Here is a 16,601-nt window from a genome sequence, read left to right as displayed (position 1 = left end):
TGCTTCACAGGTGAACAGTAAATTTGGAAACAAAGATCCAAACCAGGGATTGCATTACGGGAAACAATCAACTTTAAACTTTAAACCAGAATATTAAGACTAGACGGCTGTACTTTAACATGAACAGGCGATTTGATCTTATTGAATTCACCATCAAGGTGCCAGTTTTTGGTATTGACCTGAAAGGAAATTTCAGAAACCGGAAGATAGGTAACATATTCGTCATCCTTTAATTTCTTGGTAAACATCCTGAAAGCAAACAGCGCAGAATAGGTTAAAGGGAATTTCTTTACCAAAACCATGTCCACCAGCCCATCGCTCTTACTGGCTTTTGGCGCAATATAGGCATTGTTTCCAAACTGACGGGTATTGGCAATATTCAGCATAAGATACCTTCCGTTGTACTGCTTATATTCTTCTTCAAAAAACTTGACCTTGATCGGTTTATAATTGAAGAACGTTTTTAGGGATACTTTGATATAATTCTTGAAACCACGGCTTGTTTTTTCAAATTCTTTGACCACCTTGCCATCAAATCCTGTTCCCGAAACATTAATGGAAAGTCTGTCATTCACCGTAAAGGTATCAATCTTCCTGGATTTTTTCGCTTTTATTTTCTCCAAAAGCTCATCCAGGTTTTTACTGAAGCGGGTTTCATTGGAGAATCCGTTTCCTGAACCTGCCGGAAAAATGGCCAGAATTTTATCTGTGGAGATCAAATTTTTAGCTACTGTAGAAATCGTTCCGTCCCCTCCAATAGCAACAAAAATATCTACCTTATCAAAATGGGACTGAATAAAATCATCGGTCCCGGGAATAGATTCGGAAACGTAATACAGAGGATTGCCAACTTTGTTTTTAAGTTCGTTCAGAAATGGCTGATAATTTTTTTTAGCCGAAAAAGGATTGATGATAAAAGCTACTTTTTCCATTACCGCAAAAATAAACAATGCTTCCTGATCCGGAAGCATTAATTTATTTAATTTTCATTCTTTCTTTAAATTCGGTATTTAACGTTCCTATAAGTTCTTCCCAGGAAATAGGAATCGTAATATCTCCTGCTGCAAAAGCTGCAATTTCGTAGGGACTGTAATGGAAATACAGATTTTTATCATCAAAATAGAAATTATTGGTCGCCGGAATTTTCTCTACCAGTAACATTTCCGAGTTTTTTACTTCACCGTTTTCGTCCGTCGTCCCGCTATTCATCTTATTAATATTTTTCATCAGGATCGCCTCAATTTTAGCCTTGGGCATTGAAGTAATATCTTTCAGTTCCAGTTTTTTATTATTCCTAAGATCAAAAACTCTTTCTGAGAATCCATAATTATCATGCGCTCCTCCTTCATACCCGCTTCCAACATATTGAATATGCATATATCCATTAGCATTGGAAATCAGATTCATATAAGAGCTGGAATACCAATTCTGAGCATAGGTCATATCGCTAACCCAATCTTTATTATCATTTTTCACAGAAGAGAAATAGTCTTTTTTTCCGGTTTCCAGATAATTTTGAAGTCCGGTTTTCGAAAAATCTTTTATTCCTTTATCCTGAAAATAAATGCTGTCTAAAAGCGTTTTATTTTTTAATCCTGGAAAAACCAACAATTTTGAGGTATACGAAACTTTCAATGAGTCTGTAATTTTTGTAGAATCACTTACTTTCACAGAATCTACTATAAACCCTTCAGATTGTTTATTTTCTGTTTTTTCCTTTGCGGTTTCCGCTGTTTCATTTTTTTTACAGGCAGTAACAGCAAACAGGGAAGACAGGGCCAAAGCGGCAATCGTATTTTTCATAATTTCATTTTTTATATACAAGCAAAAACCATTCATCTTTTGAATGGTTTTTGAAAAATTTTATTTTTTTAATACACAAATCCTCAAATCTGTTCTTTATGATTTTTTAGTTAAACTGATCACCTGGTTTTCGTGTTTTGAAGCAACACCCCAAATCTGCTTGAATGCAGGGTAATATTCTTTTGGATAATCCGGGCTCGCAATTTTAGTGGTAGAAATTACTTCCAGTTTATTCCCTTTCTGTTCAACTATATAGCTGTATTCTATCTCTTTATCTTCTGTAACGATCTTTTTGTTTTTAGGCATCTCATCAATGGTATATCCTTCCGGAATTTCAAGAGTTACTTTTTTTACTTTCGTAGAGGAAGCTCCAAAATCAATAGGATACTTTCGGGCTTCCGTCTGATCAAACTCATTTGAATTTTTATTTAAAAACAACATGGGATTGATGATCAGTTTTTTTCCTACTTTATCAATCATTTCGTTTGATGAAAATTTCATAGTACTCTCAAATTCACCATTTTCCAGTACTTTTGAAGTAATGTCTGTAAAATCTACCGAAAAGTTTTCTTTATACTGCTTTTTATATTTGTCAGGATTTTCATCGTAATCATCTTTAACATACATGGCGAAAACACCGGTATCTCTATCGGAATAGGCACCGGAAACACTCCCGTCTTCATTAATTTTAGCCTCTACGGTAAGGAAAGTATTTCCCGGTTTGGTATTGGTCATCTGCAGCTGTAAAGTCTTGTCTTTACCCACTAAAATACCATATTCGTTCCAGTCCCTCAAAGGAAGTTCATTCATCGAAGACTGTTTCGATGTTGCATCAAACGTTTGAAGACCTCCGGCAGTTTCTACGGCAGCCAATACAAAATTCGTATTGGTAACATTAGGAGATACAATATTGATCAGGCCGTTATCCACAGTAGAAATAATAAGCGGATCAGCTTTAATGTTCGCCTCACGAAGAAGCATTACTAAAAAAAGATTGATTTCTGCCGCATTCCCCGTTTTTGTTTCTATCATTTTTTTTATACCGTCTTCGGTGTAAATTCCTCTATCTTTATTCCACGTAAACGTTTTCTGAACATATTTGAAAATAGCATTTGCCTTTTCAAGGTCGGTTTTCATCTCTGAAATACCTGCCGGCATATTTTCTTTCGCCAGTTTTGTTTTTTTCAGTTCCCCGCCGAAATCCTCATTTTCATAAAGTCTTTTTTTGATCTGCTCCCAAGAAGAGGAATACAGCTTCACTTCCTTAAAATTGGTAGAATGAAGTTCCGCACTTATTTTTGTACGATAATTTCTGTCATTTCTAACGAATTTCTCTGTTTTAAATCCTTTTACATTTTCGAAGCCGAACCTGTATGTTTTATATTGGGCTCCATACAGAGTTCTGTCCGAAATATCCCTATGTTTAGGCACCAAACTTCCGGTATAGTTGATATTATAAGATATACTAACGGGAGCGTCTAAAATATATTCTGTATAAAGGGAAGGCGTATCCAATTCTATCAGAGCCTCAGGAATAGTATATAAAAATGCAAACGGAGACAGTACCTCATATTGATATTCTAATACTGAGCCGTCTTTCACATTCGGAAAAGCAAATTTGGTAATTGTTGTATTTTTGCTCTCTTTACTTTTGTATTTAGAACTTTTTTCAACCTTTACCGGAACAGCCTTTCCATCTTCCAGATTGTAAGTAAATGCTTTAAACTTGTTCAATACTTCCTGATCATTACCACTTTTATAAAGCGGAACTTCAACATTCAGCCAGTCTTCAGCCTTATCTTTATTATAAATCTTTACTCTATAAACATATTCCCTGTGCAAATCACCTGTAGATACATCAATTCTATAATGTACAGATCTATATAAAACCTCAGCAGCTGCATTTTCATCCAATAATGATTTGGCTTTAGATAAATCGGCATCCGAAAATTTTGGGGGATCTAAAAACTCATGCTTTTGCGCTTTAATAAATGCTAAGTTTGCAGCGCAAACCAGTACCAGTACTATTTTTCTCATCGTTATATTTTTGTAATTAAAACTTTTGAATTGTCCATGTTTATTGTTTTCTTTCTGAAATTTACATATTCATTATATTTTTCTTTGGGGTAAGTTCCTTTATTGACCTGTATTTTTCTTTTTACCTTAAGTTCTTCTCCATTCTTGGCAAAGCTTAGGGTATAGTAGCCAAATTCAGATTTCACATGAGTATCTTCAGGGGTTTCATCGATCTTGTAGCCTTTAGGAAGGATAAAACTGATTTCATACTCATCTTCGAAAGATTGTCTGATTTCGAAAGGAAGTTCGCGGCTTTCATCTGTTTTGTAAATACTGTTGGAAAAAATCGGAATAGCTCTGAATATAAGGCTGTTTCCCGCTTTCTTCGCATAATTATTGGCTTTAAAATCTACATCATAGGTTATAAAAGCTTTATCCTTATCGTTGACAAAATTTTTCATTTCAACTTTTTCAAAATTCAGAACATTTAAAGAATTTTTCAAGGCATCATTTCTTTCTTTTGGATTAAGGCCTGTAAATCCTAAATTATAATCATACTGGCTTCCCGTATAGTGAAAATTTCCTTCTCCCGAAATACTGTTGTCTTCCCCTACTTTTATTTTCAGGATCTGTTTTTCTTTATTCTGATCAGCAGAATACACGGGAGTGCTGATCAATTCTATTCCATTTTTCTTTACAGAAAGCACATTTCGGTCTGTTGTACTGTACCCTAAGTGATTGAACCCGGTCTGCTGTGATGTATTTTCAAGCCAGATATTCCCGTTCTCCGTAGGTACCATTAGAATTGCGTGATTTCCTCCCATTCTTGGAAAATCCGGATCAAATGATACCTGGGAAGGTTCGGAATTGATAACGCAATAATAAGACGGTATTCCTGCTTCATTCAATAAAGTCTTCATATAATTGGTAAGACCTTTACAGTCCCCGTACCCTTTTTTATCCACCTCATCAGGCAGCATGGGAAGCCATCCCCCAATTCCCAACCCTACATAGATATATCGGGTTTTAGCCTGCATGTACTGATAAATCTTCTTTACTTTATCCTCTACGGAACCCTGCAGGTTTAAAGATGCTATTTCCGCTTTGATCGCCGGAGTAGAAACAGCAACCGGCTCCACAAGGTTATTGTAATACCAGGTTCCGAAGTCTGTCCAGTTATTTAAAGTTCCCTGTTTCCCTGCCAGGTTAAATTTCGTAAGGGAAAAACTTACTTTGGGTAAAATTTTAATAGGCTGTGGAATTAACAAAGCATCATCAATGGCCGGAACATTTTTGTAGGCGTATGTTTTTTTCCCCTGCGCTTCCGCTTTCAATAACAGATGTATAATTAAACTTTGACGGATAGGTCTTTGTCCTAAGTTCGATTCCGGAGGTATTGATAATTTTAAATTCCGCTTCTTCTAAAGATGTGTTGGTGGAAAAAAACGGCACAAAATCAGGAATGAAAACGGTATTTTTGTCAGAAATCTGATAAGAAAAATCCACCGTATACGGATAGTCTGTTGGGGTATAATTAAACACCAAAATCCTGTTATCCGAATAAAAGATCCCTTGACGGTTATTGGCAAAATCACCAAAATCCGATTTGGAAAAACTTTTTATTTTCTTACCGGCTCCGTCATAGATGGTCACCTTTACATCTGAAATGCTGTTTCCTTTATTATAAGGGATATAGGCTACGGCTTTATCATTACCGTCCTTATTTAAAACAGTTTTCACCGTATTGAACTGGTATTTTATTTCATCTACTTTATTAATACTAACGGTAGTAAAGTCTTTCCGAACCACTACGTTTGCATTTTTTTTTAAATTTTCAGGAATTGCAGAAACAGGATAGCTCTGTGCAAAGTAAGATGAAGCTACGGATAAAGCTCCAAGAAAGAATATTTTCATCATAGTTATTAAAAATTGTGCAAACATAATAAAATATTGGGAACTCTTAAATAGGTTTGCACAAAAAAATACTCCACCTAGTGAAATCTTTATTAATACTAAAGAAAGTATTATTCTAAAATCTACCTGCTTAAGCTGATGAATGGACAATTAAAACTCTTCATTAAAGAAAATTGTAACTTATTTCAGGATGATTTTAAGTATGTTTTTCAGACTTTCTCAGTATGCAAAATTATTGAATGGGAATATTAATTTTTATTAATATCTCCATTAATTTATAATGTTATCATTATTTCAAATGTAATACTAATTGACATTTTACATAATTCAAATACTGTAGAATTAATGTAAGACGGGTGTACAATAAATTCGACAATATTAATGAATCAGATATGTAACAAAAAAAGACTCCAGAATTGAAGTCTTTATTGTATTTATATTGTAATTTTTTAATCATTGGGAATTCTTTTGCTGTCGTAGGTATCACTTCCAAGCCCCAGCACAGGAATAAAAATAAATCCTAAGAAAAACAACAGAATGGTATATAAAGGAGTTTCCTTTCCAAACCCTTTGGCCAATCTGTCATTCACTACCCAGCTTGCAAATAGATTTACAAAAGGGAAACAGAATAATATAATCCACCATATCGGTTTTTTAACAATATCCAGCAGAACGATGATATTATAAATAGGGATAAAAGCTGCCCATGCATCTTCTCTTCCTGCTTTCTGGAAGATTTTGTACATGCAGTATCCATAAAATATATAGAAAAGTAAGCCAATGAATAAGGATCCGATCCCTAATCCGGCAGCGGCTGCACCTGAAACTGCATCTACCCCTTCATAAGGGTCTGTTTGTAAAAGAGTTAACATATTATTATTTTTTATTGGTTCCCTCAAATATAAAAAAAGCTTCTAAATAATCAGAAGCTTTTTTTATATATTTTACAAATGCTTATGCATCAATCTTTGCATATTTTGCATTTTTCTCGATAAATTCTCTTCGTGGCGGAACTTCATCTCCCATCAACATTGAGAAAACACTGTCTGCCTCCACAGCATTATCAATAGTTACCTGCTTTAAAATTCTGTGTTCAGGATTAAGGGTCGTTTCCCAAAGCTGCTCAGGGTTCATTTCTCCAAGACCTTTGTAACGTTGTACTTCTACTCCTTTCCCATCCGGAGACATTTCCAATGTAAACTCTTCACGTTCTTTTTCGTTATAAGCATACACTTTTTTGTTACCTCTCTTCAATAAATATAAAGGCGGCTGAGCAATATAGATATATCCGTTTTCAATAAGTTCCTTCATATATCTGAAGAAGAAGGTAAGAATCAAGGTAGATATGTGAGATCCATCGATATCAGCATCGGTCATAATCACAATTTTATGATATCTAAGCTTCACCATATTCAAAGCTTTGCTATCTTCTTCAGTACCTACAGATACTCCAAGAGCGGTATAGATGTTTCTGATTTCCTCGTTATCATATACTTTATGAAGCATAGATTTCTCTACATTCAGGATTTTACCTCTTAAAGGAAGAATAGCCTGGAAATGTCTGTCTCTTCCCTGTTTAGCAGTTCCACCTGCGGAATCTCCCTCTACAAGGAAAAGCTCAGATTCAGCCGGATCTTTAGATGAACAGTCAGATAATTTTCCAGGAAGACCGGAACCTCCCATCGGAGATTTTCTCTGAACCATTTCACGAGCCTTTTTCGCAGCTTGTCTAGCTTTGGCAGCTAAAACCACTTTTTGAACAATTACTTTAGCTTCATTAGGGTTCTCTTCCAAGAAGTTAGTAAGCATCTCCCCTACAATCTTATCAACAGCACCAGAAACTTCAGAGTTTCCTAATTTTGTTTTAGTCTGTCCTTCAAACTGAGGTTCCATTACTTTTACAGAAATTACAGCTGTTAATCCTTCACGGAAGTCATCACCAGTAATTTCTACTTTTTCTTTTGCCGGAAGCCCCAATTCGTCTGCATATTTCTTTAAAGTTCTTGTTAAAGCTCTTCTGAAACCTGCAAGGTGAGTACCTCCTTCGTGGGTATTAATATTATTAACATAAGAGTGAAGATTTTCGTTGAATGACGTATTATAACGCATCGCCACTTCAACAGGAATATCATCTCTTTCGCCTTCCATAAAAATAACGTGCTCCATGATAGATTCACGGCTGCCATCGATATAAGCAACGAACTCTTTTAATCCTCCTTCAGAATGGAAAATTTCTGTTTTGAAAGAGCCATCTTCTAATGTCTCTCTTTCATCAGTAAGTGTAATTGTAATTCCTTTATTAAGATAAGAAAGCTCTCTTAAACGGGTTGCTAATGTATCATAGTTGTAAACCAGTTCCGTAAAAATGGTATCATCCGGCTGGAAAAACTGTTTTGTCCCTCTTTTTTCACTATGTCCGATCTCTTCAACCTGAGTCTGGGCTTTTCCTTTAGAATATATCTGTTGGTAAACATTCCCATCTCTGTAAACTGTAGTTACCATTTCATTGGAAAGTGCATTCACACACGAAACCCCTACCCCGTGAAGACCTCCTGAAACCTTATAGGAATCTTTGTCGAACTTACCTCCGGCTCCGATTTTTGTCATTACAACCTCAAGAGCAGATTTCTGTTCTTTCTCATGGAAATCAACTGGAATACCTCTACCATTATCGCTTACCTCAATTCCGTTTCCTTCTTTAATGGCAACAAAGATCGTGTCGCAGTATCCTGCCAACGCTTCGTCAATAGAGTTATCTACTACTTCATAAACCAAATGGTGAAGACCTCTCGTTCCTACATCACCAATGTACATTGAAGGACGCATACGTACGTGCTCCATTCCTTCCAATGCCTGAATACTACTAGCTGTATATTGTTTTTGACTCATATTAAATATTAAAAATCTTGCTATATGCAAAGACTTACAAATATCGTGATTTTTTTCGAGGTATGAAAGTTAAAAAATGTCAAAAAAATGTAGAGTTTTCTTACTTAAAACATAAAGACTGATAGCATCATAAAAGATTTAAAATTAAGTTGTATTTCTGAAATACCAGCTGTTTTAAATCATACTCTACATCAATAATTTATACGTAAATTTATTTACTCAAAAGTTGATATTATGGATGATTTTATTGCTGCCCGTGCGCAGATGGCCTTATCCCTGGGCTTTCATATCATTTTTTCCTGTGTGGGAATGGTGATGCCTTTTTTAATGGCCTTTGCCCATTGGAAATACCTAAAAACCAATAATGAAATATATAAAGGACTCACAAAAGCCTGGAGTAAAGGAGTCGCTATTTTATTTGCTACCGGGGCTGTTTCCGGAACAATGCTGTCTTTTGAGCTGGGGCTTCTCTGGCCTGGATTCATGAAACACGCAGGTCCTATCTTTGGAATGCCGTTTTCTTTAGAGGGAACCGCATTTTTCATTGAAGCTATTGCTATTGGCTTCTTTTTGTATGGCTGGGAACGCTTCAACAAATGGTTTCATTGGTTTTGCGGTTTTTTGGTAGGAGTAAGCGGACTGGCATCAGGAATTCTTGTAGTAGCCGCCAATGCCTGGATGAATTCTCCTGCCGGCTTCGATTATATTAATGGGCAATATATGAATATTGACCCTATCAAAGCGATGTTCAACGATGCGTGGTTTCCCCAGGCGCTCCATATGACTGTGGCTGCATTTTGTGCTACCGGATTTGCTGTTGCCGGTGTTCACGCCTTATTAATTATTAAGAAAAGAAATATTGAATTCCATACCAAAGCTTTCAGAATTGCAGTTGGTTTTGCCCTTATCGGAGCTTTCGGAGCACCATTAAGTGGGGATATTGCCGCAAAATCTGTTGCGGAAAGGCAGCCCATTAAACTGGCAGCCATGGAAGCCCATTTTGAAACAGAGAAAGGAGCCGCTTTTGTTATCGGTGGAATTCCTGATGAAGAAAAAGGTGAAATTAAATATGCTGTTAAAATTCCAAAAGTATTAAGTTTTTTGGTAAGCAATGATTTCAACGCTGAAGTAAAGGGTCTGAAAGATTTCCCAAGAGATGAATGGCCTCCAATAGCTGTTACCCATTATGCATTTCAAATTATGATCTTCTTTGGAGTCATAATGATATGTATCGGGATCGTATACCTGTATGCCTTCTTCTTCAGGAAAGAATGGTTGAGTAAAAACTGGTTGTTAAAGACCTTTTTAATCGCCACTCCTTTCGGATATATTGCTTTAGAGGCGGGATGGACCGTTACTGAGGTAGGACGGCAGCCCTGGATTATCTATGGAGTCATGAGAACAATAGACGCTGTGACACCGATGCCCGGAATACAGTATTCATTTTATTTCTTTACAGCGATCTTCATCTCATTATCACTGATCCTTATTTTCCTTTTAAGAAGGCAGATACAGATGGTTCCCAAACTTTACGACCCTACAGACTCTCAGTTTAACGATAAAAACAAGAAATCATGATCTACATTGTTATAGGCTTTCTATGGCTGTCCATCTGTCTTTATATTATTCTGGGCGGGGCTGATTTCGGAGCGGGTATCGTGGAACTTTTCACGAATAAAAAAGCCCGTCATAAGACCAAAGAGATCATGTATGAATCTATTGCTCCTGTATGGGAGGCCAATCATATGTGGCTTATCATCGCTATTGTAATTCTTTTTGTAGGATTTCCTGAAATCTATACCACAATGTCTACTTACCTCCACATTCCTTTAGTATTGATGCTTTTGGGTATTATTGCGAGGGGAACAGCTTTTACCTTCAGACATTATGATGCCGTGAAAGATAACTGGCAGGTATTATATACGCAAATATTTTACTATGCAAGCCTGTTAACTCCATTTTTCCTGGGGTTAATAGCAGCAGCAACGGTTTCACATTCCATCAATCCTGATGCCACAGGTTTCCTCGATCTTTATATTTTCAGCTGGCTGAACTGGTTTGGCGTTTCTGTAGGCTTATTTACCGTAGCGCTTTGTGCTTATCTCGCTTCCATCTTTTCATTGAGAGAGACCAGAGATAAAGCCGATCTGGTACTGATGATCAGAAAATCCAAGCAGACTATGATTTTTGTAGTCATTACCGGAGTTCTTGTATTTTTTACAGCTTATATTTCGGATATTCCGCTTCTGATGTGGATATTCTCAAAACCATTGGGGATTATGGCAATTGCTTTTGCTACGATTGCGTTATTACTTATCCTTCGGGCAATGAACAGACAAAAACTGCTACCTGTACGGGCTCTGGCCGGTTTTCAGATGGTCATGATCCTTGTAGCAGCAACCTATCAGCATAATCCTGATATTATTTTACTCGGAAACGGACAGCACCTTTCGTTGCTCACCCATATGGCACCGCCAAAAACCATTGCCGCCTTGGGATGGGCCCTTATGCTGGGTTCATTATTTATCCTTCCGTTTTTGTTTTATCTGATGGCTTCATTCAGTAAACAGAGAAAATAAACCCTATCTCATGCAGCAGTACAGTAATAAAACCGAACTTATTGAAGCCTTACAGAAAAACTACCGGCTTTATGATCAGGAATTTGAGGGTATCAGAGAAGAGGAAAAAGACCTTGTAAAATCCGGGATTGACAAAACTCCTTCACAAAACATCTCTTATCAGATCGGCTGGACTCATTTGCTTTTGCAGTGGGAATCTGATGAAAAGAAAGGAATAGACGTGAAAACGCCTGCTCCGGAATATAAATGGAATAATTTAAGAGGTCTATATCAATCTTTTTATGATCAGTACGGTTTTTACAGCCTGCATGATCAAAGGGAGATCCTTCAAAAACAGGTCGATGAAATCATCCAATGGTTTGAAAGCCTTGACCCCGAAACTTTATTCGTACCCGGGCAGAGAAAATGGGCTACAACAGCAGCCAAATGGCCTGTCTGGAAATGGATACACATCAATACGGTAGCTCCGTTTAAAAACTTCAGAGCACCATTGCGAAAATGGAAAAAAGAAACCGGCACAGAGTAATCTGTACCGGTTTTTATATTATTTTGTTTAAAATTATACCAGTTTCATTAAAAGCTGATCATCAATCTTATCCACTTTCACAAGATTATTCTTTGTCAAAGTTTTAGAAGCTTTATCCCACTTCTTACCTGATAGCTGGCTTCTTTCTTTTACTTCAGCTAAAGCCATAGCTTCTTCCTGAGAATTAAGGATTTCAATGATTACTTTTTCATCTTCTCCTAATTCAATCTGCGGCACTGCTTTTTCAGGTCTCATCTGAGGGAAGAATAATACTTCCTGGATAGAGGCATTATTCGTTAAGAACATGATCAATCTGTCCATACCAATTCCTAATCCTGATGTTGGCGGCATACCATACTCAAGCGCTCTTAAGAAATCCTGGTCAATGAACATCGCTTCATCGTCACCTCTTTCTGATAAAGCCATCTGAGCTTCAAAACGCTCTCTCTGGTCGATTGGATCATTAAGCTCAGAATATGCATTTGCGATTTCTTTTCCGCAGACCATTAGTTCAAAACGCTCCGTTAAACCTTCTTTGCTTCTATGCTTTTTAGTCAATGGAGACATTTCCACCGGATAATCTGTAATGAAAGTCGGCTGAATGAAGTTTCCTTCACATTTTTCACCGAAGATCTCATCAATTAATTTTCCTTTGCCCATAGTTTCATTCACCTCAATTCCGATAGACTTCGCAAAATCATATAATTCCTGCTCAGTTTTTCCGGTGATATCAAAACCTGTGAATTTCAGGATGGCTTCCGTCATAGAAACTCTAGGATAAGGCGCTTTGAAATCAACATTATGCTCTCCAAATGTAGCCGTTGTAGTTCCATTCACCTGTATAGCACAGAATTCCAATAATTTCTCAGTGAAATCCATCATCCAGTTGTAGTCTTTATAAGCTACATAGATCTCCATGGCGGTAAACTCCGGGTTATGGGTTCTGTCCATCCCTTCATTTCTGAAGTTTTTAGAGAATTCATATACTCCGTCAAAACCACCTACGATCAGTCTTTTCAGATATAATTCGTTGGCAATTCTTAAATATAATGGAATATCCAATGCATTGTGATGCGTGATAAACGGTTTTGCTGCTGCCCCTCCTGGAATAGACTGCAAAATAGGGGTTTCCACTTCAAAATATCCGGCTTCATTGAAGAAAGTTCTCATCGCGTTGAACAATTTGGTTCTCTTCACGAAAATTTCCTTCACCTGAGGGTTTACCGTTAAATCCACATAACGTTGTCTGTATCTTAGCTCAGGGTCTGTAAATCCGTCATGTACTACTCCATTTTCGTCAGTTTTAGCCTGAGGAAGCGGACGTAAAGCTTTTGTAAGAAGGGTAAAGTTCTTTACTAAAACAGTTTTCTCTCCTACCTGGGTCGTAAACAGCTCTCCTTCGATACCGATAATATCTCCGATATCCAAAAGGTGCTTATATACTTCATTGTATAACTCTTTATCTTCCCCCGGACAGATCTCGTCTCTGTTGAAGTAAACCTGGATTTTTCCTTTAGAATCCTGCAATTCTGCAAAAGAAGCTTTTCCTTGAATTCTGCGGGACATTAATCTACCAGCGATCTTTACCTGTTTACTTTCAGAAAAGTCCTGTTTTATAGATTCTGTAGTATCTGTAATGGTATACTCATCCGCCGGGAACGCATTAATCCCCATTTCAGTAAGCTTATTCAGCTTTTCTCTTCTAATGATTTCTTGTTCTGATAATTGCATTTCTTATTTTTCTAAAAGCGTACAAATTTAGGCATTTTTGAGTTGACCATCAATGGCTTTTTTAAGAAATTTTAAAATGTGAATCGTGAATTGTGGAGAGAAGGGCAGAGAACCAAGAAGCAAGAGACAAGAGACAAGAGATGTGAGACTAATAACTAGCAACCAGCAATTAGCAACCAGCAACAAAACAAACAATCACGCGTTTACGAAAACCAATCGTTCCGGTCCTGTTGAGGAACAAATGTCCAGGCCAGTATTCTGCTTATTTTCTGTCCCTGAGCCATATCAATAATTTTAATATCCACAGCTTTTACTTTCTTTAAAAGTGTAGTCAGCTTATGCAGATTATCTTTTTTAGAAACCAAGCATGTAAACCACAGAACCTGTGATGAGTACAGCCTGCTTTCATGAATCATTTTTGAGATAAAAGCCAGCTCACCGCCCTCGCACCATAATTCCGTTTGCTGCCCGCCAAAATTAAGCAGCGGCTTTTGGTTTTTTGAACGGTTAAGATTCCTGGTTTTTCGCAGATTCCCTTTCATTGCAGATGCTCTGGAATCATGAAAAGGGGGATTACACATTGAAAATGTAAACCGGTCTCCGGTATCGATGATATTTTTGAAAAGGTGATCAGGGTTTTCCTGATGTTTTAACTGAATAGCCGGTGAAAGATCAGGATTTTGATCTACAATAACCCGGGCATTGTTTAAAGAATCCTGATTGATATCTGTTCCCAGCATTGTCCAGCCATAAGACCGATGGGCAATTAAAGGATATACCAGATTGGCTCCTACCCCTATATCCAAGCCTCTCACGCAATTTCCTGCTGGAATTTCGTTTCGCTCTTCAGCCAACACATCTGCAATATAGTGTACATAATCTGCCCGGCCGGGGATGGGAGGACAAAGATTGGCTGCCGGAATATCCCAGTTTTTAATATTATAAAAATGTAACAGTAATGCTTTATTAAGCAGCTTAACTGCTTGGGGAATGCTAAAGTTGATCGTTGATGATTGATAATCATTCACAAACACATACTGTTTCAGTTCTGGCACACAAGAAATAAGCTGATCAAAATCATAGGGATTACGATGCAGATTTCTTGTGTGCAGACTTGATTTTTCAGCAGACATATTTTATTTCTTCTGGCTTAAAATATATTCTACCATTTTTTTGGCATCTTTTTTTGACACCTGTGGATGAGCGGCCATAGGAACTCCTCCCCACACTCCACTTCCGCCTTCAATAATTTTGGAAGCCAGCAGATCAATATCTTTTTCAGAATATTTGCCTGCTATTTCCTGGTAAGAAGGTCCTATCATTCTCTCGCTGACAGAGTGACATCCTGAACAATCCAATGTTTCCATGATCTGGTCGCCGGAAAGATTGGAGGGAGCAGGTTCTGAAACCGAAGTTGTTTCAGAAGAGGTAGCCACCGCTGCTGTATTTTCTTTTTTAGAACAGGAAAAAATCAGAAGACCGATTGCTCCCGCCAAAAATATTTTTTTCATTATTTCTTCGCTGTAGAATCTGTTTTAGCAGCTTCAGGAGCTGGGGCAGCCGGAGTTGCAGCAGCTGGAGCAGCAGGTTTAGCTGTAGAATCTACTACCGTAGTGGTTTCAGGCTCTTCAAGCATGGTGTTGCTGTCCTGTAACGAGTGATCTGTTTTTTTTGAACAGTTAACAACTAATAAACCTCCGATAAATGCGATTGCTAATACTTTTTTCATTGTTTTCTAATTTGGTAGCAAAAATATAAAAAATAAACTTTGCAACTCATGACAAATGTTTTCTTTGAAAAATATTTTTAAAGATTGAATTTAAATTCAGCAAAAAAATAATTCAATAGTAAGGGATATTGAAATCCGGTTATTATTTTTGTACTATCGATGATCAACATCCAAAAACAATAATATTAATTTGAATTTATGACTCAGAAAAATTTATTAGGTACAGCTTTATTCACTGTACTTTCTGCCCTCCTTCTTTCATGTGACAACTCATCAAACGAACCGCAATCAGAGTATTCTGATAAAATTGAATCGGTTACACTTTTAAAAACGACAAAATCATGGGATGGAACTCCTTACCCTGCTTATCCAGCCAAACAACCTGAAATTTCTGTTCTTAAAATTGCCGTGCCGCCTAACAAAGCATTGGATTGGCATAAGCATCCGGTAATCAATGCGGCTTATGTAGAGAAAGGAGAAATCCAGATAGAAAGAAAAGAAGACGGTAAAACACAGTGGGTAAGGAAAGGACAAGTACTTCCGGAGATGGTAAATGTAGCACACAGAGGTAAAACGGGAGATAAAGGAGCCACTCTTATTGTTTTCTACAGCGGAACACCTGATATTCCTCTTTCGGAACCTGTCCATTAAATAAAATATTGTAGTATATTTATTGTAACATACTTAAAATATGGTTTTAATCTCAAAAATTTTGTTTTTCACCAGCCATCATGGTTTTTATACTGTGATTCTGTTGTTTGTATTCTTTGGACTTCTTTCTTATCTGACTAAAAAAGCCTGGTTTTTGATTCCAATCATTCCTCTGGCAATACTAAACGGGTTTGGAGGGCAGTTCTTAAACGCCTGGTTTCTGAATAAATACGGTGTTGAGAGTACTGCCATTATCACTTCCGATGTAGAAACCAACTCTACCCTGAACGATATGTATATCCATGATTACGAAGCCATTGTAAAGAAACAGGACGGAAAGTATATTTCAACTTTCTTCTCCACCACTACGGCATCGATCTACCCTATTGAAAATGCTATCAGAATCCCAAGAATGGAAGAATCTTTTCCGGTAAAGTACATTCCGGGCTATGAAAAAAACATTGTTATTCTTTATAACCAATCGGAAGAAGGGCAGCAAGCCCTCAGGTATTCAAAGCTTGCTCCTGTCAATTCTGCCAAGATCAAATATGAAGCAGACAGAACCAATAAAGAATTTATTAAAGAATATATATCAGCATTGGAAGACTACGTAAAATCCTATGATGATGAAAGTTACAAATCAAAAATCAGAGCGCTTAAACAAGAACTTGAGCAGCTGAAATAACAGATTTTCCCAGTACATTTTTTTATTTTTTTACATTTTTTATTTTTTGTATTAAAAAATTTTTTACATTTGTCCCAT

16 protein-coding genes are annotated in these 16,601 nt (G+C 37.0%); 5 read left to right on the top strand and 11 right to left on the bottom strand.

All coding sequences use genetic code 11. The features are described 5' to 3' along the window. Positions 1-80: 80 nt before the first annotated feature. The 7 genes from MUW56_RS18140 to gyrB all read right to left on the bottom strand — a co-directional run bounded on the left by MUW56_RS18140 (position 81) and on the right by gyrB (position 8,622). Positions 81-932, bottom strand: a complete 852-nt coding sequence (locus MUW56_RS18140; RefSeq protein ID WP_292015438.1) for a diacylglycerol kinase family protein — start codon at positions 930-932, stop codon at positions 81-83. 43 nt (positions 933-975) lie between these two features. After that, complete coding sequence (locus MUW56_RS18135) at positions 976-1,803, bottom strand: RsiV family protein (RefSeq protein WP_292014507.1); 828 nt, start codon at positions 1,801-1,803, stop codon at positions 976-978. Between the two features lie 96 nt (positions 1,804-1,899). Then, positions 1,900-3,840 (bottom strand): transglutaminase domain-containing protein, encoded by a 1,941-nt coding sequence (locus tag MUW56_RS18130; protein WP_292014506.1) that lies wholly within the window; start codon positions 3,838-3,840, stop codon positions 1,900-1,902. A gap of 2 nt (positions 3,841-3,842) precedes the next feature. Beyond that, positions 3,843-5,153 carry a DUF3858 domain-containing protein gene (locus tag MUW56_RS18125; protein WP_292014505.1) on the bottom strand — a complete coding sequence of 437 codons (1,311 nt, stop codon included), beginning with the start codon at positions 5,151-5,153 and terminating at the stop codon, positions 3,843-3,845. Beyond that, positions 5,095-5,736, bottom strand: coding sequence for a DUF3857 domain-containing protein (locus MUW56_RS18120; protein ID WP_292014504.1), 642 nt, complete (start codon positions 5,734-5,736; stop codon positions 5,095-5,097). Before MUW56_RS18120 ends, MUW56_RS18125 begins: the two co-directional genes overlap by 59 nt. Before the next feature lie 446 nt (positions 5,737-6,182). Beyond that, positions 6,183-6,605: a DUF5684 domain-containing protein gene (locus tag MUW56_RS18115; RefSeq protein WP_292014503.1), complete on the bottom strand. Its 423-nt coding sequence runs from the start codon at positions 6,603-6,605 to the stop codon at positions 6,183-6,185. An 82-nt stretch (positions 6,606-6,687) separates the two neighbouring features. Beyond that, positions 6,688-8,622 (bottom strand): DNA topoisomerase (ATP-hydrolyzing) subunit B, encoded by a 1,935-nt coding sequence (gene gyrB, locus MUW56_RS18110; RefSeq protein ID WP_292014502.1) that lies wholly within the window; start codon positions 8,620-8,622, stop codon positions 6,688-6,690. 234 nt (positions 8,623-8,856) lie between these two features. On the opposite strand from gyrB, the gene MUW56_RS18105 reads away from it, so the two are divergent. Genes MUW56_RS18105 through MUW56_RS18095 form a run of 3 tightly spaced genes read left to right on the top strand, consistent with a single transcriptional unit; the run spans position 8,857 to position 11,727 of the window. Continuing rightward, positions 8,857-10,200: a cytochrome ubiquinol oxidase subunit I gene (locus MUW56_RS18105; protein WP_292014501.1), complete on the top strand. Its 1,344-nt coding sequence runs from the start codon at positions 8,857-8,859 to the stop codon at positions 10,198-10,200. Next, positions 10,197-11,201: a cytochrome d ubiquinol oxidase subunit II gene (locus MUW56_RS18100; RefSeq protein WP_292014500.1), complete on the top strand. Its 1,005-nt coding sequence runs from the start codon at positions 10,197-10,199 to the stop codon at positions 11,199-11,201. Before MUW56_RS18105 ends, MUW56_RS18100 begins: the two co-directional genes overlap by 4 nt. A gap of 10 nt (positions 11,202-11,211) precedes the next feature. Then, positions 11,212-11,727, top strand: coding sequence for a ClbS/DfsB family four-helix bundle protein (locus tag MUW56_RS18095; protein ID WP_292014499.1), 516 nt, complete (start codon positions 11,212-11,214; stop codon positions 11,725-11,727). Between the two features lie 33 nt (positions 11,728-11,760). Here MUW56_RS18095 and lysS read toward each other — a convergent pair whose 3' ends face one another. The 4 genes from lysS to MUW56_RS18075 all read right to left on the bottom strand — a co-directional run bounded on the left by lysS (position 11,761) and on the right by MUW56_RS18075 (position 15,187). Next, on the bottom strand, positions 11,761-13,458 hold the full coding sequence (lysS, locus tag MUW56_RS18090; protein ID WP_292014498.1) for a lysine--tRNA ligase: 1,698 nt from the start codon (positions 13,456-13,458) through the stop codon (positions 11,761-11,763). 203 nt (positions 13,459-13,661) lie between these two features. Beyond that, positions 13,662-14,591, bottom strand: coding sequence for a 23S rRNA (adenine(1618)-N(6))-methyltransferase RlmF (gene rlmF, locus MUW56_RS18085; RefSeq protein WP_292014497.1), 930 nt, complete (start codon positions 14,589-14,591; stop codon positions 13,662-13,664). 3 nt (positions 14,592-14,594) lie between these two features. Then, positions 14,595-14,969, bottom strand: coding sequence for a c-type cytochrome (locus MUW56_RS18080; RefSeq protein WP_292014496.1), 375 nt, complete (start codon positions 14,967-14,969; stop codon positions 14,595-14,597). Next, the gene (locus tag MUW56_RS18075; RefSeq protein ID WP_292014495.1) at positions 14,969-15,187 is read right to left on the bottom strand and encodes a hypothetical protein; all 219 of its coding nucleotides are present in this window, start codon (positions 15,185-15,187) and stop codon (positions 14,969-14,971) included. Before MUW56_RS18075 ends, MUW56_RS18080 begins: the two co-directional genes overlap by 1 nt. Before the next feature lie 198 nt (positions 15,188-15,385). On the opposite strand from MUW56_RS18075, the gene MUW56_RS18070 reads away from it, so the two are divergent. After that, a complete protein-coding gene (locus MUW56_RS18070; protein WP_292014494.1) occupies positions 15,386-15,838 on the top strand; it encodes a cupin domain-containing protein in 453 nt (150 codons plus the stop codon). A 40-nt stretch (positions 15,839-15,878) separates the two neighbouring features. Then, positions 15,879-16,523 carry a hypothetical protein gene (locus tag MUW56_RS18065; RefSeq protein WP_292014493.1) on the top strand — a complete coding sequence of 215 codons (645 nt, stop codon included), beginning with the start codon at positions 15,879-15,881 and terminating at the stop codon, positions 16,521-16,523. The last annotated feature ends 78 nt before the right edge of the window (positions 16,524-16,601 follow it).

It is taken from the genome of Chryseobacterium sp. (assembly GCF_022869225.1).
Lineage (GTDB): Bacteria > Bacteroidota > Bacteroidia > Flavobacteriales > Weeksellaceae > Chryseobacterium.
The sequence above is the reverse complement of the archived record's forward strand: the minus strand, read 5'-3'. Positions and strand labels throughout refer to the sequence as shown.